The 18553-nt window shown below is 69.5% G+C and carries 20 protein-coding genes; 10 read left to right on the top strand and 10 right to left on the bottom strand.

The window, feature by feature from the left end; genetic code table 11:
- Window positions 1–170 precede the first annotated feature (170 nt).
- From PS467_RS10895 to PS467_RS10870, 6 genes are all read right to left on the bottom strand, one after another.
- Window positions 171–344: a DUF397 domain-containing protein gene (locus PS467_RS10895; protein ID WP_311035095.1), complete on the bottom strand. Its 174-nt coding sequence runs from the start codon at window positions 342–344 to the stop codon at window positions 171–173.
- Between the two features lie 80 nt (window positions 345–424).
- On the bottom strand, window positions 425–1048 hold the full coding sequence (locus tag PS467_RS10890) for a DUF5753 domain-containing protein (protein ID WP_311035094.1): 624 nt from the start codon (window positions 1046–1048) through the stop codon (window positions 425–427).
- A gap of 831 nt (window positions 1049–1879) precedes the next feature.
- Window positions 1880–6334 (bottom strand): putative T7SS-secreted protein, encoded by a 4455-nt coding sequence (locus PS467_RS10885; protein ID WP_311035093.1) that lies wholly within the window; start codon window positions 6332–6334, stop codon window positions 1880–1882.
- Window positions 6334–6855 (bottom strand): hypothetical protein, encoded by a 522-nt coding sequence (locus PS467_RS10880; RefSeq protein ID WP_268971233.1) that lies wholly within the window; start codon window positions 6853–6855, stop codon window positions 6334–6336. The genes PS467_RS10885 and PS467_RS10880 overlap by 1 nt, the downstream gene beginning before the upstream one ends.
- On the bottom strand, window positions 6848–7204 hold the full coding sequence (locus PS467_RS10875; protein ID WP_311035092.1) for an SseB family protein: 357 nt from the start codon (window positions 7202–7204) through the stop codon (window positions 6848–6850). Before PS467_RS10875 ends, PS467_RS10880 begins: the two co-directional genes overlap by 8 nt.
- Before the next feature lie 188 nt (window positions 7205–7392).
- On the bottom strand, window positions 7393–7938 hold the full coding sequence (locus PS467_RS10870) for a CGNR zinc finger domain-containing protein (RefSeq protein ID WP_311035091.1): 546 nt from the start codon (window positions 7936–7938) through the stop codon (window positions 7393–7395).
- Window positions 7939–8047: 109 nt separating this feature from the next.
- On the opposite strand from PS467_RS10870, the gene PS467_RS10865 reads away from it, so the two are divergent.
- Entirely contained in the window at window positions 8048–8935 is an 888-nt protein-coding gene (locus PS467_RS10865) for an alpha/beta fold hydrolase (RefSeq protein WP_311035090.1), read from the top strand.
- Window positions 8936–8997: 62 nt separating this feature from the next.
- On the opposite strand, the gene PS467_RS10860 is transcribed toward PS467_RS10865, so the two are convergent.
- Window positions 8998–9201, bottom strand: a complete 204-nt coding sequence (locus PS467_RS10860) for a DUF397 domain-containing protein (protein ID WP_311035089.1) — start codon at window positions 9199–9201, stop codon at window positions 8998–9000.
- Entirely contained in the window at window positions 9198–9995 is a 798-nt protein-coding gene (locus PS467_RS10855; protein WP_311035088.1) for a helix-turn-helix domain-containing protein, read from the bottom strand. The genes PS467_RS10860 and PS467_RS10855 overlap by 4 nt, the downstream gene beginning before the upstream one ends.
- A gap of 187 nt (window positions 9996–10182) precedes the next feature.
- Here PS467_RS10855 and PS467_RS10850 point away from each other — a divergent pair, with 187 nt between their 5' ends.
- The 5 genes from PS467_RS10850 to PS467_RS10830 all read left to right on the top strand — a co-directional run bounded on the left by PS467_RS10850 (window position 10183) and on the right by PS467_RS10830 (window position 13636).
- Window positions 10183–10647, top strand: a complete 465-nt coding sequence (locus PS467_RS10850; protein ID WP_311035087.1) for an ATP-binding protein — start codon at window positions 10183–10185, stop codon at window positions 10645–10647.
- A gap of 46 nt (window positions 10648–10693) precedes the next feature.
- Window positions 10694–11269: a Uma2 family endonuclease gene (locus PS467_RS10845; RefSeq protein ID WP_311035086.1), complete on the top strand. Its 576-nt coding sequence runs from the start codon at window positions 10694–10696 to the stop codon at window positions 11267–11269.
- Between the two features lie 260 nt (window positions 11270–11529).
- Window positions 11530–12234 carry a 3-oxoacyl-[acyl-carrier-protein] reductase gene (gene fabG / locus PS467_RS10840; protein ID WP_268971229.1) on the top strand — a complete coding sequence of 235 codons (705 nt, stop codon included), beginning with the start codon at window positions 11530–11532 and terminating at the stop codon, window positions 12232–12234.
- A gap of 5 nt (window positions 12235–12239) precedes the next feature.
- On the top strand, window positions 12240–13010 hold the full coding sequence (gene fabI / locus PS467_RS10835; RefSeq protein ID WP_311035085.1) for an enoyl-ACP reductase FabI: 771 nt from the start codon (window positions 12240–12242) through the stop codon (window positions 13008–13010).
- 302 nt (window positions 13011–13312) lie between these two features.
- Entirely contained in the window at window positions 13313–13636 is a 324-nt protein-coding gene (locus tag PS467_RS10830) for a hypothetical protein (RefSeq protein ID WP_311035084.1), read from the top strand.
- Between the two features lie 28 nt (window positions 13637–13664).
- Here PS467_RS10830 and PS467_RS10825 read toward each other — a convergent pair whose 3' ends face one another.
- Window positions 13665–14339 (bottom strand): FadR/GntR family transcriptional regulator, encoded by a 675-nt coding sequence (locus PS467_RS10825; RefSeq protein ID WP_311035083.1) that lies wholly within the window; start codon window positions 14337–14339, stop codon window positions 13665–13667.
- 176 nt (window positions 14340–14515) lie between these two features.
- On the opposite strand from PS467_RS10825, the gene PS467_RS10820 reads away from it, so the two are divergent.
- The 4 genes from PS467_RS10820 to PS467_RS10805 all read left to right on the top strand — a co-directional run bounded on the left by PS467_RS10820 (window position 14516) and on the right by PS467_RS10805 (window position 17137).
- Window positions 14516–15952, top strand: a complete 1437-nt coding sequence (locus PS467_RS10820; protein WP_311035082.1) for a CynX/NimT family MFS transporter — start codon at window positions 14516–14518, stop codon at window positions 15950–15952.
- 35 nt (window positions 15953–15987) lie between these two features.
- Window positions 15988–16104: an SGM_5486 family transporter-associated protein gene (locus PS467_RS10815; RefSeq protein ID WP_268971224.1), complete on the top strand. Its 117-nt coding sequence runs from the start codon at window positions 15988–15990 to the stop codon at window positions 16102–16104.
- A 182-nt stretch (window positions 16105–16286) separates the two neighbouring features.
- Window positions 16287–16505, top strand: a complete 219-nt coding sequence (locus PS467_RS10810) for a hypothetical protein (protein WP_268971223.1) — start codon at window positions 16287–16289, stop codon at window positions 16503–16505.
- Window positions 16506–16618: 113 nt separating this feature from the next.
- Complete coding sequence (locus PS467_RS10805; RefSeq protein WP_311035081.1) at window positions 16619–17137, top strand: SixA phosphatase family protein; 519 nt, start codon at window positions 16619–16621, stop codon at window positions 17135–17137.
- Between the two features lie 111 nt (window positions 17138–17248).
- Here PS467_RS10805 and serB read toward each other — a convergent pair whose 3' ends face one another.
- Entirely contained in the window at window positions 17249–18481 is a 1233-nt protein-coding gene (gene serB, locus PS467_RS10800; RefSeq protein WP_268971221.1) for a phosphoserine phosphatase SerB, read from the bottom strand.
- Window positions 18482–18553 lie beyond the last annotated feature (72 nt).

Below are 18553 nucleotides of genomic sequence, written 5' to 3'. Positions count from 1 at the left end.
CCGGGTCGGTGCGGGGCTCCGCAGAGCTGAGCCGCAACCGGTGGTCCGCTCCAGCGGCCTGGCGGTCGGTAATGTGGCCTCCGCCCGGCTCTTCCTGCCCCGCTGCTGAGTGGTGTCGAAGACGCGAGACGGCGACGCGGAAGACCACGCCGCCTACCGCCCAATGAGGGTTATGCGCCGAACTCCTCGGCCCGGAGGTCGCTGATGAACGCGTCCCACTGGGGTATGGAGAAGGCGAGTTGAGATCCGTGGCGGCTGTTGGAATCCCGTACGTGGACGGTGTCGGCGGTGGCGGCCACCTCGACGCACATGCCGCCTTCGTTGTCGCTGTAGCTGCTCTTCAACCATGAGAGTTCAGGTGTGTTGCTTCCAGCCTGCTTGTTGTTCACGTTTCTTCCCGCAGTTTCTCGATGAAGTCCAGTGACTATTCCTGTGGAGTGAGAGCTTGCGCGCGGATGATCCCGTACCGCTGCTCAAGCTCCCGGACGGCTTTGCGATCGGTTACCAGCGTGCCTCGTCCCTGTACTTCTGAGTAGGCCACGGGCTGTCGTCCTTTGGGCTCAAGGAGAGCGAATGGGCCGCCCAGCCCGGCGTGGTCTCTCCGGTTGGTGGGCATCACCTGGAGTTCCACGTTTCGCATCTGGCCGATGGACAGCAGATGTTCCAACTCGCCCCGGAGGATCTCCTCGCCACCGAGCGGGCGCCGCAGCACGGTCTCCTCCGTCACGAAGCTCATGGTGGGCGCGGGCCGATGGGCGAAAAGCTCTTGGCGGGCGAGACGCGCGGAAACCCGCTGCTCGATGGTCTCTTCGTCCAGAACTGGGCGGCGCATGCGGTAGATGTCACGAGCGTAGTCCTGCGTTTGCAGCAACCCGTTGACGACCTGGCTGTCGTACCCGTGGAACTCGGTCGCCTGTGCCTCCAGCCGTGCCGCGCCCCGGAAGAAGGCCAGGAGCTGTACGTTGGCCACTTCCTCCTTGGTCGCCTGCAGCACCCCGAACGCCTCCAGCGATTCGTCCGCTGTTGCCAGGAAATCCGGCTGTGGCACCCGGCGTCCCCGCGACCCTGCGTACCCGCCGCCCGTCTGGCCAGGCTAGGCACGCTTCGCCACGCTCGGTGACGTGAATGGCGAAAATCCCCCTGGCGGTACGTTCGAGATGTTCTTCACCTCTTCCCGGCGCGGTGCCCGGCTCGCCCGGTGCCTCGTGGTCCGCAGACTGGAGGAGTGCCTCACAGGGCCCCGGCTGCAGGCGCGGCGGACGAGGTAGCTTGGCTGGGGTATTCGTAGGTGGTGCGGTCGGCGCGGTGGTGAATTTAGCCGGTGAGGTGGCGGTCGCCGGGCAGTCGCGGACGGCGGTTACCGGGGTGCACCGGCCAACATTGCCGGGTTAGTCCTCGAAAGTTGGCCTTAGATAGATTGACTGAATTCCGCGTGCCGATCCACCCAACACAATTCCTTTGGCAATCTCAACATGCCACTCGGCATTATCGCGATCACCTGGACTTGTCGCGAACCAGCCAGTGGACTGGTCATATCTTCTACCCCAGTGCTGAGCTGGGATTGACAGAGAGATGCCCTCTTCGAATGGCTCGTTTGGCTGTAGGATGACCATCCCAGGTTGCGCCTCGGGCTCATTGAACTTTTCGTTGCGCCAGCCAGTGTAGGGCTCGTATCCCCATACGTAGAGGGCTCGGCCCGTTTGCACACTGACCTCGATTTGAAGGGTGTCAATCGACACGCTGGCAAATCCCATGCTGCCCTCGCTCGTCACGAGATCTTTCGCATCTGCGGTCTGGAAACGGAAGCCATATTCTGACCGGCTGTACAGAAGTTCACCCGGAAGGGAGTTGGAAGGTTGCCGTAGCGCCTTGATTATCATCACTCTCTCGTGAAGTTGAAATGCAGAATGGTGTTGGTGTTCGTGTCAACCACCAGTTCCCATTTTCCCTCTCGGCCGTGGAAGCTACCGGGAGTGTCCCATCGGACCGCTCCTTCAGTGCCACGCGGATCGGCATAGGGTTTGCTTCCCTCCATCACTTCCCGCACCGCCAGGGTTGAATCTGTGAACGGGCGAGAGCGGACGAATGCCCTACCGCCATCTTTGTCGTTCTTTATCTCATGGAGGTCGTCAAGGTGGCGTTCCACTGTGCGTGTCATCTTGAGGTTGTCAACATCGATCTTACTTGCATCTTCGCAAGCGTTGAGCCCAAGAGGGTCTGTCCAGTGGTGAGGGTTGCGCACGTAGCTGTGGTGGTTGGGAGCAGGCTCTAGGCCCAGAGGATCTGGTGCGGTGTAGCGGGCGGTTTCGGGGTCGTAGTGGCGGAAGTAGTTGTAGTGGAGGCCGGTTTCGGGGTCGGCGTATTGGCCGGGGAAGCGCAAGGGGCAGTCGGCTGAGCCGGGTGGGGCGGGGAGGGGGGTGCCCCAGAGGGTGGTGCGGTGTTGCCAGGCGAGGGTGCCGTCGGGGGTGACCAGTTCGGTGGGGGTGCCGACCAGGTCGGTGACGATCGCGTGGAAGCGGGCGTCGTATTCCGACTGGGGGGTTTTATCGGTCAGGCGGCGGAGGATTGGTGAGGACTCCTCCGTCGGTTCATGCGGTGTGTGGTGCTCGGTTTGGGTTATGGGGCGGTGGGTGTTCGGGACGTAGTCCCACGTTGTGGTCAAGCCCGTCGGCGTGGTTTGTTCGGCCAGCCTTGTGCCGTCCCAGGTGAAATCGATTCGGTCGGCGACCGTGCCGTCCTCGGTCAGGCGTTGTTTTGTGGTGCGGCGGCCCAGGGGGTCGTAGGTGTAGTGCCAGTGCTCGCCGTCGGGGGTTGTCGCGTCGGTGAGGCGGTCTTCCGCGTTCCAGGTGTAGGTCCAGGTGCGGGTCTGGCCGTTGAGGAGTTTGCGGGTGCGGCGGGTGAGGCGGCCCTGGGTGTCGTGTTCGTACGTCGTGCGGCCCGCTCGGTGGATCACCGTGCCGGTGAACTCGCGGTCGCCGGGCGCCTCGTGGCCCGGGGCCGTGGCGTGGGTGAGGTTGCCTGCCGGGTCGTAGGCGTAGGTCTCGGTCCAGCCGTGGGCGTGGACTGCCCTCACGCGGCCGACCGGGTCCAGGTCGAAGCGGCGGGTGCCGGAGGTCAGCTCGCGGATTTCGGTGAGGTGGTCGTCCGGGCGGTAGGCGTACGCCCGGTGTTGCAATAGCCGCTCCGCGCCGGAAGCGTGGGTGAGGGACTGTGTTGTCAGGCGGTCCAGGGCGTCCCAGGTCTGGGTCAGCGATACGTCGTCGCCGAAGGTCCGCGATGTTTCGCGGCCCGCCGCGTCGTAAGTGAAGTGGAGCGCGTTGTCCGCCGTGGTGAGCCTTGTCGGGCGGCCTGCCGCGTCATACGTCCATTCCGAGTGCAGGCCGCTGGGGGTGATCCGCTGGGTGCGGTTGCCCGTCGCGTCGTACTCGTACGTCGTCGTCCGGCCGTCCACCGTTTCCGTCAGGACCCGGCCCTGCGCGTCATACGTGCGGCTCAGCTCCGTGTCCGGGTTCGTCGCCCGGGTCAGGCGGCCCGCCGCGTCGTACGCGAACGTCGTCTCCGTCCCGTCCGCCGTGCGGGTGGCGATCGTGCGGCCCAGTGCGTCGCGTGTGTAGGACAGGGTTTCGCCCGCGCCGTTGGTCCGGGAGATCAGGCGGCCTGCCGCGTCGTGTTCGTAGGTGAGTGTGCGGCCGTTGAAGTCCGTTTCCGAGACGACCTGGCCCGTGCCGTCGTACGTGTATGTCCACGTCCGGCCCTGCGGGTTCGTCACCGTCGTCAGGCGCAGCTGTGTGTCGTACTCGAAGGCGTACCTCGCCCCGTCCGGTTCCGTCCGGGTCGCCGGGAGGTCGAAGTGGGTGTGGGTGTGGCGGGTGGTGTTGCCCGCCGGGTCGGTGTGTTCGAGGAGGTTGCCCTCGGCGTCCCAGGTCCACATCTCGCGGCTGCCGTCCGGGCGGGTGCGCCACGCCGGCTTGCCCTCGATCGTCCAGCCCTGGCGGGTGATGTGGCCCAGGGGGTCGGTGACGCGGGTGATGCGGCCGTGGGTGCCCCGGCGGACGGTGGTGGTGTTGCCCAGTGCGTCGGTGATCTTCACCGGCAGGCCCGCCTCGTTGCAGACGACCTGGGTGGTGTTGCCCAGCGCGTCCGTGACCGACGTCAGGTTTCCCGACGCGTCGTACGCGTAGTGCGTCTCCGCGCCCGTCGGGTCCGTCGTGCGGATGCGGTTGCCCCGGTCGTCGTACGCGTGGCGCCACACCGCGCCGTCCGGTTCCCGGATCTCCAGCGGCTGGCCGTACGTGTCGTAGGTGGCCGTGGCCGTCGTGCCGTCCGGGCGGTCCACGCGTATCAGGTGGCCGGAGTCGTCGTACGCGTAGCGCGTGGTGTGGCCCAGGGGATCGGTCACCGACAGCGGCAGGCGGCGCGGCCCCGGGAGCCACTGGGTGTGGGTGGTGTGGCCCAGGGCGTCGGTGCGGGCCACCGTCCGGTACGCCTCGTCGAAGACGTAGGTGATGCGGTGGCCGAGCGAGTCGGTGTAGACGGTGGTACGGGACGCCTCGTCGTAGTGGAAGCGGCCGGTCATCATGTCGTCCGAGCCGATGGTGCGCAGCACGCGGCCCCGGTGGTCGTAGACGTAGCCGAAGCTGGTGCCGTTGCGGTCGGTCCACGAGGTGATGCGGTGCTGGTCGTCGTAGGTGAACCGCATCGGCTCGGCGGCGGAGTTGTGGACCTCGGTCAGATCGCCCGCGCCGTTGTAGCCGAAGGAGACCAGCGTGGTCCCTCCCTCGGCGTCGCCGACGCCCAGCAGCCGCAGCCCGGTGACGCGCATCAGCTCCGGGTCGGTGTCGATCGCGATGCGGTATCCGCCGGAGTGCGTCACCTCGCGCGGGGTGCCGTCCTCGTCGTAGGTGAAGGTGATCGAGCGGCCGTTGCGGTCCTCGACCAGCGTCAAGGGGAGCTCGTTGCCACCCAGGCCGCCCAGCGGGTCGAAGTGCAGTGTGCGGGCCTGCTCGGGTATCTCGACCCGCATCGTGCCGCCCGCCGTGCCGTCCCAGCGCAGCGGCCAGCGCGGGCCCCGCACCGGGTACGTGTCCTGGCCGGGTGTCGGGACCCCGTAGCGCAGCACCATGCCGTCGGCCGTGACGAACACGATCCCGTCCGCGTCCAGCTCCAGCCGCTGGTCGAGCGTGGCCGCCCAGGTGCGGCCGAACCAGCCGCCGCAGGTGTGCCCGGAGACGAAGGTGCGCTCCAGGACCAGGGGGAGCGCGCCGGGCAGGGACACGTCCGTGGCCGGCATGACCATCTCGCCGGTCGCGACGTCGACCGGGTCGGTCTCGCAGTCCCGCTCGCGCGTGTGCCGGTCGTGGCTGCCCTCGCTGTCCGCCCGGCCGGACGCCTCGCCGTCCCGGCCCAGCGCCTGCTTACGGGCCGCCAGCCGCTGGGCGGCGGTCTTGCCCGTCTGGAGCTCCTTGCGCAGCGCGCTCGCACCGCCCGTGGCCAGGGCGAGCAGCAGCGACGGGGTGATCTCGCCCGCCGCGCGCAGCGGGTCCTTGGACCACATGTCCCAGTTGGTGACCGCCTTCGCGAACTCCTTGGGGTGCTGGGCCGCGTACGCCGCGCCGTCCACCATGCCGGCCAGCTGCATCGCGAAGTCGTTGACGTCGCCCTTGAGGAGCGAGGCGGGGAGCTCGGCCATGCCCAGGATGCCGTGGTGGACCTTCCATAACCCGTCCTTGAAGCCGTCCCCGACCTTCTGCCAGTTGCTCGGCTTGTCGGGGGCCTTCTCCGCCGCCGTGTCGATCTTCTTCTTCGACGCGTCGACGACCAGCTGCAACTCCTCGATCAGCTTGTCCAGCCGACCGACACACTCGTCCATCGCGGCGATGCCCGGATCGGTCTCCGAAGGCTTCTCCGGCAACTCATCGTCGCCGCGCGAGACCGCGTCGTTGTACGCCTCGACCTTCTTGTTGTGCGACGCGGACGCCGACCGCGCCGCTTCCGCGTCCTCGATGATCAGCTCACAGCTCTTCTGCACCGAGCGCAGCTTGGTCGCGTACGCCGCCAGCGCGCTCGCCGCATGCGTGAACTGGTCGTGGCCCGAGGTCAGCTCCTTGGGCAGCCGGTCGACCGACTTGCGGAACTCGCTGGCGCCCTTGCCCGACCAGTCCGCCAGCTCCAGCGGCCGCAGCTTGTCCTTGCCGTCCTGGAAGGCGCCCGCGTACGCGCGCAGCTCCAGCACCAGGTCGTCGATCTGGTCCGGATCGCCGGGGATCAGGTCCTTGGGCTCGGCGCCCGCCGGTATCCGTATCTGCGGGGCCCGCCCCGCGTCCGGATCGCCCATCAGCTCTCGTCCTCGTACTCACGCAGCCACTTGCGCGACAGCTTCGACAATCCCGTGTCCTCCGGGCGCTTCTCCATCTCCGGCGCGCCCACGTTGTCCCACGACCACTTGCCCGCCGCGCCGTTCGGCAGCTTGGCCATGTTTTCGTCCGAGGGCCAGAAGTTCTTGATCTGGAGCAGCTCCGCCAGCATGTACCCGGCCACCGCCTCGTACAGCCGCTCCACCACCACATCCGCGTGGTCGGCCAGCTCGCCCATGCCGAAGCCCCACGCCTTGATGAACCCCTTGCCCGACTCCAGGAGTTCGGGCGCGCCGCAGTGCTGGAGGTACGTCGTCAGCTTCTCCTGGCCGTTCTTCACCGCCCGCGCGCCGATGACCGACTCCTCCAGCGGGCTGATCAGCCCCTTCACCGACTCGATCTCGATCTTGTAGCCGTCGGCGCCCTCATTGCCGCCGTATTTGCCGTCCTCGCCGCCCTCGCTGGGAGCGCGGTTCACATTCCGCGCATCGGGATCAGCCACCGTCAGCCCCCTCCTCGTGCCCCTCCGCGCCCTGCCCCTCCGCGCCCTGCTCCTCCGCGCCCTGCCCCTCCGCGTCGCGCAGCGTCCGCGCGTCCAGCAGGAAGGGGTGCTCACCCAGCGGGTCCACCAACGCCCGTACGCCTTCGGGCAGCAGGTCCACCAGGTCCTCTGCCGTGGTGGACGCCCAGCCGCACGCCCCCGCGAACAGCGCGAGCCCTTGGAGCGAGGTGAAGACCGGCACGAGTGGGCCGCCTTCGGCGGTTTCCGAGACCAGGAAGCCCGGGTTCTCGGGACGCTGGAAGTACAGCCGCCGCTTACGCAGCGCCGCCCACTTCTCGCGCTCCGGCATGCGCGCGGCGGCCTCTTGTCGTACCAGGTCAGCCAGCGTCTGACGGCCGCTCCGACCGGGCGGCCGACCGTTCCCTCCCCCAAACATGAGGGTTATCTTCGCACGGGTGACCGACACTGCCGGTGACCGCCACACCGCTCTGCGCGATGACCGTCACCGCGCGGTGTCCAGGCCGCCGAAGAGGTTGGTCAGGAGGGTTGGTCCGCCCTCGCTCCGGTGCCACCGGGCGCGGTCTCCCTCCCGGCCCGACGCTGCCGCTCGTGGTGCCGACGGGCCTTGAGCCGGTTGCCGCAGGTTTTCATCGAGCACCACCGCGCGGTGTTGGCACGGCTGTGGTCGACTAGAAACAGGTGACAGTCGCTGTTCGCGCACGGTCGCAGCCTGCCCGGCGAGTCCTCCTGGATGCGGGCCCAGGCGAGGATCAGCCCGACGGCCAGCCGTCGCTCCGCCTCGACCTCCAGAATCCACTCCAGGCCGTCCCCGCTCACTCGGGGCACCTTGCGGGCGCCTGCGATGAACGGGGCCAGGACCTCCGGTCCGTCCTCACCGCGCACCACCGTCTGCAGGACGTCACGGGTCTTCCTGAGCCACTCCCGCTCCGCGGGCCCGCCGTCACCGCCGTGCCGTGCCGCCCACTGGCGCAGTGCGGGGTCCTCCAGCCACAGGTCGCGCGGAACCCCGTCCACCACGGGGGTGCTGTTGAGCGCTTCGAGCAGCGCATCCTCGCTGGGCATCCGACCCTTCCTCCGTCTGTAACCAGCTTGCCGCGCTTGACAGGTTACACGTTCAGGGTCAGCCTATGAGGACCGGCCTAACCGCATCGAGGTACTAAAGGGGTTACTCATGGCTGAGGTGCGACACCGCTACACCTCCGTGCTCGGACATCGCGTGTTCTATCGGGAAGCCGGCCCCGCCGACGCTCCCGTCATCGTCCTGCTGCACGGATATCCCACGAGCTCACGCATGTTCCGGCAGCTGATTCCCGCACTGGCCGACCGATTCCACGTCATCGCCCCCGACCATCTGGGGTTCGGGCAGTCCGCCACGCCTCCGGCCGACGAGTTCGCCTACAGCTTCGACGCTCTCACCGACGTGACCGACGCACTCCTCACCGAACTGCGCCTGGAGCGGTACGCGCTTTATGTGCAGGATTACGGCGCTCCCATCGGGTGGCGCCTGGCACTGCGACACCCTCACGCCATCACCGCGATCGTCACGCAGAACGGCAACGCCTACGACGAGGGATTCGTCGCCGACTTCTGGGCCCCCATCTGGGCCTACGCGCAGTCGCCGAGCCCATCGACGGAAGCCGCGCTGCGTACGGCCCTGAGCGAGGAAGCCATTCGCTGGCAGTACCTGCACGGTGTCGCCGAACCAGAACTGATCGACCCGGACACCTGGGCTGCCGACCACCGTGAGATCTCGCGCCCCGGCGTCGACCGGATCCAACTCGACCTCTTCCGTGATTACGCCACCAACCCGCCCCTCTATCCCCAGCTCCACGCGTACTTCCGTGCCACCCAGGTACCGCTGCTGGCCATCTGGGGCGCGGAAGACAAGATCTTCGGTCCCGACGGAGCGCGGGCCTTCGCGAGGGACCTCGACAACGCCCAGATCCGGCTGGTGCCGGGCGGAGGGCACTTCCTCCTCGAAAGCCACCTCGACACGGTCGCCGACGCGATGCGCGCCTTCCTCGAGCAGCAGCCTTTGTCACCCGCAAGCCGCGGGTGAACGGGGTGGAGATGACGGCGCCCCACTCCGTGCCGCGAGTGGGGCGCCGTGCGGTGCGCCGCCTACGCCTCGAACTCCCGGGCGCGGAGGCCGCCGATGAAGGCGTCCCACTGGCGTATGGGGAAGGCGAGTTGTGATCCGTGGCGGTTCTTGGAGTCGCGTACGTGGACGGTGCCGGGCGTGGCGGCCACCTCGACGCACATGCCGCCCTCGCCGCTGCTGTAGCTGCTCTTGAACCACGACAGCTCGGCCTGCTTGTTGGTCACGTTTCTCCCCGCAGCTTCTCGATGAACTCCAGCGACTCCCGTGGCGGGAGAGCCTGGGCCCTGATGATCCCGTAGCGCTGTTCGAGCGTGCGGACCGCTTTGCGGTCCGTCAGCAACCTGCTGATGTCCTGGACCTCTGCGTAGGCCATCATCTGGCGCCCCTTGGGTTCCAGCAAGGCGAAGGGGCCGCCCGCTCCGGCATGTTCTTCCAGCCGCGTCGGCATGACTTGAAGCTCTACGTTACGCATCTGGCCGATATGGAGCAGGTGTTCCAACTGCGCGCGCAGCACGGATGTTCCGCCGCACGGCCGGAACAACACCGCCTCTTCGGTCACGAAGCTCATGACGGGCGGGGGCTGTCGCGTGAGGAGTTCCTGCCGGGCCAACCGGGCGGTGACCCGTTGCTCGATGGTTTCCTCGTCCAGCATGGGGCGTTGCATGGTGAAGACGGCGCGGGCGTAATCAGCGGTCTGGAGCAACCCGTTGATCACCTGGTTCTCATATGCGTGGAACTCGACCGCCTGCGCCTCCAGCCGTGCCGCGCCCCGGAAGAACGCCGGGAGCTGTACGTTGGCCACTTCCTCCTTGGCCGCCCGCAGCACCCCGAAGGCCTCCAGCGCCTCGTCCGCCGCGTCCAGGAAATCCGGCTGTGGCACCCGGCGTCCCTGCTCGACCGAGGAGACCTGCTCCTCGCTGTACCCGATCGCCTCCCCCAGCTGCGCCTGTGTGAGCCCCGCCCGTTCGCGGAAGAGCTTCACCTGCCTGCCGATGCACTTGACGATGTCACCTGCCATGCGCCCGCCCACCTCCTTGCGCGAGAACGCCCCGCCGCCCCTCGGCGTCACGGCATGGCCCCCGTACGGCCACCCGAAGTGCCCGTACCGCGACCCTGCGTACCCGCCGCCCGTCTGGCCAGGCTAGGCACGCTTCGCCACGCTCGGTGACGTGAATGGCGAAAATCCCCCTAGCGGTACGTTCGAGATGTTCTTCACCTCTTCCCGGCACGGTGCCCGGCTCGCCCGGCGCCTCGTCGTCCGCAGACTGGAGGAGTGGGGCATCCCCCGGGACAGCGACGCCTCGCAGGGCCTGGCCCTGATCGCGGGTGAACTCGCGGCGAACGCCGTGAGCCATGGGCATGTGCCCGGCCGGAACTTCCACCTGCGGCTCAGCGTGCAGCCGCCGCCGGGTGGAGACGGGCGTCCGCGTCCCGTCTCGGCCCGTATCGAGGTGTCCGACGCCCGTGACGAACGGCGGCCTGTGCTCCGGGAGTGCCAGGACGAGGCGGAGTGCGGGCGCGGGCTGCTGCTCGTGGACGCGCTCGCGTCGAAGTGGGGGGTGGCGGAGCGGGGTGTCGGTAAGACGGTGTGGTGCGAGTACGCCCTGGCTCCCGAGGGGTGCCGATCGCAGCAGGTCACGGGAGACACCGGAGCCGACGGTGCGCGATGATGGGGACACAGAGGAGCAGGCCCGCCGTGGTGAAGGAGCGTCGGCCGTGGAGTACGCACGTCTACGGGAGATCGCGGAGCGGCTCGCCGAGCACGCCCCGGACCCGTTCCGGGGCTACGAGATCAGCGGCGACGAGATCGTCATGATGATGTCTCCCCCGCGGCCGCACGAGTTCATCGCCCTGCGTATCCGCCAGCAGCTCGACCGACAGATCCCGCCTTTCCTGGTCGCCCACACGGGCGGTGAGGTGGAAGACGCCTCCCTCGGGAAGCTCCGGCGCCCCGATTTGATCGTGGTTCCTGACGCCGTGTTCGCCGAGAACACGATGGCACCGTTCCACCCTCGCGATGTCGCTCTGGTCGCCGAGATCGTCTCGCCGTCGAACCACTCCACCGACTACGTCGAGAAGATGCACGACTACCCGGCGATGGGCATCCCGCTCTATCTCCTCGTCGACCCACGGAAGGGCACGATCGCGGCCCTGTCCGATCCGGGACCGGGGCTCGGCGGCGAGGGCCCCCGTTACCGCACGCGCAGCGATTACGCCTTCGGTGACGAGGTGACCATCGGCGACTGGACTCTCGCGACCACGGACCTGCGGACCTATCCCGAGGACCGCTGACCGCAGGTGAGCGTGGTCCTGGCGGTGTCGGGACCGCGGCCGAGCTCCGTGACCAGCCCGGCCAGCCTGGTCGGCGCACCGGATTTCTGTAGGAACTCGACAGGGAGTGCCACACGCCCCTGTGGGTGCCCGATTCCTCCTCGGGGGCCTCGGACCGATAGTTTGCGAGGGTAGGGGTCGTCGGCACGCACTGTGACGTGCGCCACGACATCGACAAGATCGGCAAGATCGACAAAAGATCGACAAGAGAAGGTGGTCCCTTGAGCCGCTCGGTTCTCGTCACCGGAGGCAACCGCGGCATCGGCCTCGCCATCGCCCGCGCCTTCGCCGACGCTGGCGACAAGGTCGCCATCACCTACCGGTCCGGTGAGCCGCCGGCCGGCTTCCTCGCGGTCAAGTGCGACATCACCGAGCCGGAGCAGGTGGAGCAGGCGTACAAGGAGATCGAGGAGAAGCACGGCGCGGTGGAGGTCCTGGTGGCCAACGCCGGGGTCACCCGCGACCAGCTGCTGATGCGGATGACCGAGGAGGACTTCGCCACCGTCCTCGAGACCAACCTCACCGGCACGTTCCGCGTGGTCAAGCGGGCCAACCGGGGGATGCTGCGGGCCCGTAAGGGACGTGTGGTGCTGATCTCGTCGGTCGTCGGGCTGATGGGGTCGGCCGGTCAGGTGAACTACGCCGCGTCCAAGGCGGGCCTGGTCGGTTTCGCCCGCTCCCTCGCCCGTGAGCTGGGCTCGCGCAACATCACCGTCAACGTGGTCGCGCCCGGTTTCGTCGACACGGACATGACGCGCGCGCTCAGCGACGAGCAGCGCGAGAACATCGTGAAGCAGGTACCGCTCGCGCGTTACGCGCAGCCCGAGGAGATCGCCGCCTCGGTCCGCTTCCTGGCCTCCGACGAGGCCGCGTACATCACTGGAGCCGTCATCCCTGTCGACGGCGGATTGGGCATGGGTCACTGAACGTCATGAGTGGAATTCTCGCCGGTAAGCGCATCCTGGTCACGGGCGTCATCACCGAGTCGTCCATCGCCTTCCACGCCGCCAAGCTCGCCCAGGAGGAGGGCGCCGAGGTCATCCTCACCGGCTTCGGCCGGGTCTCCCTCGTCGAGCGGATCGCCAAGCGGCTGCCCAAGCCCGCCCCGGTCATCGAACTGGACGTGCAGAACCAGGAGCAGCTGGACGGCCTGGCCGACAAGGTGCGCGAGCACCTGGGCGAGGGTGTCGACCTCGACGGCGTGGTGCACTCCATCGCCTTCGGCCCGCAGGGCGCGTTCAACTTCCTCGAGGGCAGCTGGGAGGACGTCGGCACCGCCGTGCACGTCTCCGCCTACTCCCTCAAGGCGCTCACCATGGCGTGCCTGCCGGTGATGCCGCGCGGCGGCTCGATCGTCGGGCTGACCTTCGACGCCCAGTTCGCCTGGCCGAAGTACGACTGGATGGGTGTGGCCAAGGCCGCGCTGGAGTCCACCAACCGCTACCTCGCCCGCGACCTCGGCGAGAAGAACGTGCGCTGCAACCTGATCTCCGCCGGGCCCATCAAGTCCATGGCCGCGAAGTCCATCCCCGGCTTCGAGGATCTGGCGGACGTGTGGAACCACCGGGCCCCGATCGGCTGGGACCTGACCGACCCGGAGCCGGCCGGCCGCGGCGTCGTCGCCCTGCTGTCCGACTGGTTCCCGCGCACCACGGGCGAGATCGTGCACGTCGACGGCGGTGTGCACATGATGGGCGCCTGAGCCCACGGCACGCTCCGCGCGACGGCCGCCGTCCCACCCGCGAACCGCGGGTCCGGGGCGGCGGCCGTTCCGCGTCCGCGTTCACCCGTACGGGGGAGGAGAACGGGCGTACGGGTGGTGGGAGCGCGCACTGTGGAGGTGTTCGAAGGCGAACTCACGAACCGACTCACCGGAGCGACAGCGGCGCGGCAGCACGGCCGAGGAGGTCCCGCATGCGTACGACCGTTCGTGTGCGTACGACCCGTCGTGTGCGTACGACCCGGCCTGTGCGTTTGACCCGTCGTGTACGTATGACCCGCCGTGTGCGGACGACCCGCCGTGTCGCGGCCGCGCTGCTGCTCGTCGCCATGGTGGGGCTGGTCATCGCCGCCTCCAGCTCCGCCGCGCAGGAGCGGCCCCGGCGGCGCGAGGCCGCGTGCAGCACCTCGGTGCGCGGCTCGCACGCCACCGCCAGCTGCTTCAACCCCAACCCCCGCTCCGACCGGGTGCAACTGCACGTCGAATGCGCCCGCTGGTGGGACCCGGACATGGATGCCCGCCCGGTGGAGGTCGGCCCGGCCCAGTACGTGCGGCTCGCCGAGCGCTGCTGGAAGGAGATACGGAAGGCGTGGGTGAGCCACCGGTGAGTGCGTTCAGGGACCGACACGTCCGGGCTCAGCGGCCGCGGAAGCGACAGCCGAACGGATGGACGCTGGCCTCGGCCGCCGCCCGCTCCCCGTCCCCCTCCCGGATCGCCGCCACCAGCCGGCCGTGGTCCACATGCGTCTCCGGGCCCATCCCGCCGTGGATGTCCGCGCGCAGGAAGTCCCGTACGACCGCGCCCAGATCCGCGTACAGCTCGGCCAGCACATCGTTGTGCGAGGCGGCCACGACCGCCATGTGCAAGGTGGCGTCCGCCTCGACGAAGGCGCCCGGGTCGCCCGCCTCCCAGGCCCGCTCGCGCCGGTCCAGCTGTGCGTCCAGCTGCTTGAGGTCCTGTTCGGTACGGCGCTCCGCGGCCAGCTGGGCCGCCTTGGTCTCCAGGGCGCTGCGCAGCTCGGCCACATGACGGGGGTCGGCGCCGGCGAAGCGGCGGTGCATCACCCCGGCCAGTTCGCTGGTCGCCAGCACATAGGTGCCCGAGCCCTGGCGGATGTCCAGCAGCCCGTTGTGCGCGAGGGCGCGCACGGCCTCCCGCACGGTGTTGCGCGCGACCCCCAGCTGCTCGACCAGCTCGGGCTCGGTGGGAATCCGCGAGCCCACCGGCCACTCGCCCGAGGTGATCTGGGCGCGCAGCTGGGCGATCACCTGGTCGGCGAGGGCGGAGCGCCGGGGCGAGGTCAGCGGCATGACTCTCCTGTGCGGGGTGCGGTGGTGGCCGTTTGGGTGAATGGGCCCTTCCATCATGCCGTCCGGCCGTCACCGGGCGGTCGCGCACCACTGGGGCGGCGTGATCGGCATGACCGGCGTGATCGGCACGACCGGCATGACCGGCGTTTGGACGGCATTCATCCCATGATTCTATGATGGTCGGCATGCACACGCCCCGGTCTGACGACCTCGCGACGCTTGACACCGCCGCCTCCGCGCCCCGCCCGGCGCACCCCGCAGAACCGCGCCGCGCGGCCTCGCCGTGGCGCGGCCGCGTCATGGCGGCAGGGCTCCTCCTGGCCGCGCTCAACCTGCGCCCGGCCGTCACCAGCCTCGGTCCGCTGCTGGAGGAGGTCCGCGACGACCTCGGGATGAGCGGCACCGTCGCCGGAGTGCTCACCTCCGTGCCCGCGGCCTGTTTCGCGCTCTTCGGGTTCGCCGCACCCCGACTGGCCCGGCGCCGGGGTCCGGGAGCCGTCGTCTGCGCCGGGCTCGCCGCCATCACCGCTGGTCTGGCGCTGCGCCCCCTCGCCGGCGGAACGGTGGCCTTCCTGGCCGCCAGCGCGCTCGCCCTGGCCGGGATCGCGGTGAGCAACGTCCTGATGCCGGTGATCGTCAAGCGCTGGTTCCCGGACCGGGTCGGCGCGATGACCGGGCTGTACTCGATGGGGCTGTCGCTGGGCACGGCCGCCGCCGCGGCGGCCACCGTGCCGATGACCGACGCGCTGGGCGGCTCCTGGCGAGCCGGGCTCGCGGTGTGGGCGCTGCTCGCCGCCGTGGCGCTGGTGCCCTGGCTGTTCCTCGCCCGCGACCGTGCGAGCGGACCGGAGGCGGATGGCCCGGCGGCGGATGGCCCGGCGGCGGGCGGATCGGCGGCGGGCGGTGCGGAAGCGGGCGGTTCCGCGGCGGGTGGTTCCCGCGCGGACGCACCGGCCGGAGCGGGGACTCCCACCCCTGCCGGCGGGCCATCCGCCTCCGCCGATGGGACATCCGCCTCCGCCGACGGGTCCGCGATCCGCATCACCCGCAGCCCCATCGCCTGGGCGATGGCCGTCTTCTTCGGCTTCCAGGCCACCGCCGCGTACGTCTCCATGGGCTGGATGCCGCAGATCTTCCGGGACGCGGGGGTCTCCGCTTCCACTTCCGGTCTGCTGCTGGCCGTGATGATGGCGATGGGCGTGCCGCTCGCCTTCGTCCTGCCCCGGATCGCCGCCCGGCTGCGGCACCAGGGCGTTCTGGTCGCCATCCTCGGCGCCTTCTCCCTCATCGGTTACGGCGGACTGTGGCTGGCCCCGGCCGAGGGTGCCTGGGCGTGGGCCGTGCTGCTCGGCGTCGCCAACTGCGCCTTCCCGCTCGCCCTCACCATGATCAGCATGCGGGCGAAGACCCACGCGGGCGTGGTCCGGCTGTCGGCCTTCGCGCAGAGCACCGGCTATCTGCTGTCCATCCCGGGCCCGCTGCTGGTCGGCGTGCTCTACCAGCACAGCGGCGGCTGGGGGCAGCCCATCGCGCTGATGGCCGCGTTCATGGTGCCGCAGATCATCGCGGGCGTACTGGCCGGACGCCCCCGCACCCTGGAGGACGAGGCCTGATCGGCGTCGCGCACGGGGAGTGGGACACTGGTGCCATGCCAGTGCTCGATGAGAACCCCCCGAACGGCCAGAAGAAGCTCCTCACCATCTTCGGCGTGATGCTGGGCATCACCGTGATCATCGCCGTGATCGCCACCATCGCCTCGCCCTGACCCGGCTGCCCGGCCGGCCCGGCGCCCTGACCTGGTGCGGTGTAGGGGATGGTGGGGCAGGCCCCACCATCCCCTAGGGGGTCAGGCTCAGGGGTAACTGGGTGGCCCACCGGATGGGGGCGGCCCCGGCCGCTCCGTACCGTCGAACCACCACAACGTTCGGCGACCCCGGAGGCGATCCCATGTCCGCCCGCACCCGTACCCGGCCCGTCCACCCGGCGGACAGCGGCGTGGACGTCCGGCTGCCGTGGTGGGCCCTCGCGCTCCCGGTCCTGGCCTTCGTGGCGCTGCTGCTCCTGCTCACCGGACCCACTGACGCCCACGCCGCGAGCGGCGGCTCCGGGCCGGTCTCGCAGACCGTGGAGCTGCTGCACCGGGCCTTCGGACGCGCGGCACTGTGACCGCCGCAGGCCGCCCACCAGCCAGGTCCGCCGTATGGCGGGTGCGCGCACGTTTGACAAGGTCGTTCCAACACCCTGCGCCTCATGCACTGATTCATGCGAAGCTGGGACGCATGAGCGTCGATGTGCCCCGCAGGATTGTCCTCCTTCGACACGCCAAGGCCGACTGGCCCCAGGTGGCCGACCATGAGCGCCCGCTCGCGGAGCGCGGCCGCAAGGACGCCCCGGTCGCCGGGCGCCGGATCGCGGAGGCCGGTCTCACCCCCGAACTCACCCTCTGCTCCACCGCACTGCGCACCCGTGAGACCTGGAAGCTGGTGGTCCACGAGCTGCCGCGGCGCCCGAAGACCGTTTACGAGGAGCGGCTGTACGACGCCCCGGTCGGCCAGCTCATCGAGGTGCTCAACGAGACCTCGGACGACATCACCGACCTGCTGGTCGTCGGGCACAACCCCGGGATGCACGGCCTCGCCGACGCGCTGGCGGGCGAGGCCGAGGAGGGCGCCCGGGAGCGGATGACCCGCAGCGCCTTCCCCACCTCCGCGTTCGCGGTGGTGACCTTCAGCGGTTCGTGGAAGTCGGTCGAGCTCGGCTGCGGGCGCCTCGCCGGTTTCTGGGCGCCCCACGAGTGATCTCACCGGCCCACCAGGTCGCCACCGCATCGGCCCCCGGCTCCGCCGTCGTACGGAGGAGCCGGGGGCCGATGCGCGTTCCGCCGGGCCGGGACGCGTGTTCCGGCCCCGTCAGTCCTCGTGCGCGTCCGCGGCCTCGACCTCGTCGCGGGTCACGCCCAGCAGATACAGCACCGTGTCGAGGAACGGCACGTTCACGGCGGTGTGCGCGGCCTCCCGCACCACCGGCTTGGCATTGAAGGCTACCCCGAGCCCGGCCGCGTTCAGCATGTCCAGGTCGTTCGCCCCGTCGCCGATCGCGACGGTCTGCACCAGCGGCACCCCCGCCTCGGCCGCGAAGCGCCGCAGCAGCCGGGCCTTGCCCGCCCGGTCGACCACCTCGCCGATCACCCGGCCGGTCAGCTTGCCGTCCACGATCTCCAGGGTGTTGGCGGAGGCGAAGTCCAGCCCCAGCCGCTCCTTGAGATCGTCGGTGACCTGCGTGAAGCCGCCGGAGACCACACCCACCTGATAGCCGAGCCGCTTCAGGGTGCGGATCAGCGTACGGGCGCCGGGGGTGAGCCGGACCTCGGCGCGCACCTTCTCCACCACGGACTCGTCGATCCCCGCCAGCAGCGCGACCCGCGCGTGCAGCGACTGCTCGAAGTCCAGCTCACCGCGCATCGCCCGCGCCGTGACCTCGGCGACCTCGTCCTGGCACCCGGCATGGGCGGCGAAGAGCTCGATCACCTCGTCCTGGATCAGGGTGGAGTCCACATCCATGACCACCAGCCGCTGCGCCCGGCGCTGCAACCCCGACGCCACCACGGCCACATCGACACCGATATCGGCGGCCTCGGTGGCCAGCGCGGTGCGCAGCGGTTCCGTCTCGGCGCCGGACACCTCGAACTCCACGGCCGTCACCGGATACTTCGCCAGCCGGAAGATCCGGTCGATATTGCCGCCGGTGCCGGTGATACGGGAGGCGATGGCGGCCGTCGACTCGGCGGTCAGCGGATTCCCCAGCACGGTGACGTGCGACCGGCCCGTGCCCCGCGGCCGGTTGTCGCCCCGGCCGGAGATGATCTCGGCCTGGAGCCGCATCGACTCCGCCCAGCTGTGCACGGTGGCCCGCAGATCGCCCTCCACCCCGTCTGCTGTGGGGGCCGTGACCAGGACGCACAGCACGATGCGGCCCCGGGTGACGACCTGCTCTATGTCGACTATGTCCACGCCGTAGGCGGCGAGGGTGTCGCAGAGCCCGGCGGTGATACCGGGGCGGTCCTTGCCGAAAATCTTGACAAGGAGGGTGGGGACATCGTCGTCCGGGACGGCGGTGACAGGGAGATTCCGCGATGCGCTCATGGTCTTACCACCGTATCCGGCTGTCCGCGCCGGGTGCGCGGCAGCCCGCACCGTGGACAGCCACCCGAAGCG

It is taken from the genome of Streptomyces luomodiensis, assembly GCF_031679605.1.
Lineage (GTDB): Bacteria > Actinomycetota > Actinomycetes > Streptomycetales > Streptomycetaceae > Streptomyces > Streptomyces luomodiensis.
The sequence above is the reverse complement of the archived record's forward strand: the minus strand, read 5'-3'. Positions and strand labels throughout refer to the sequence as shown.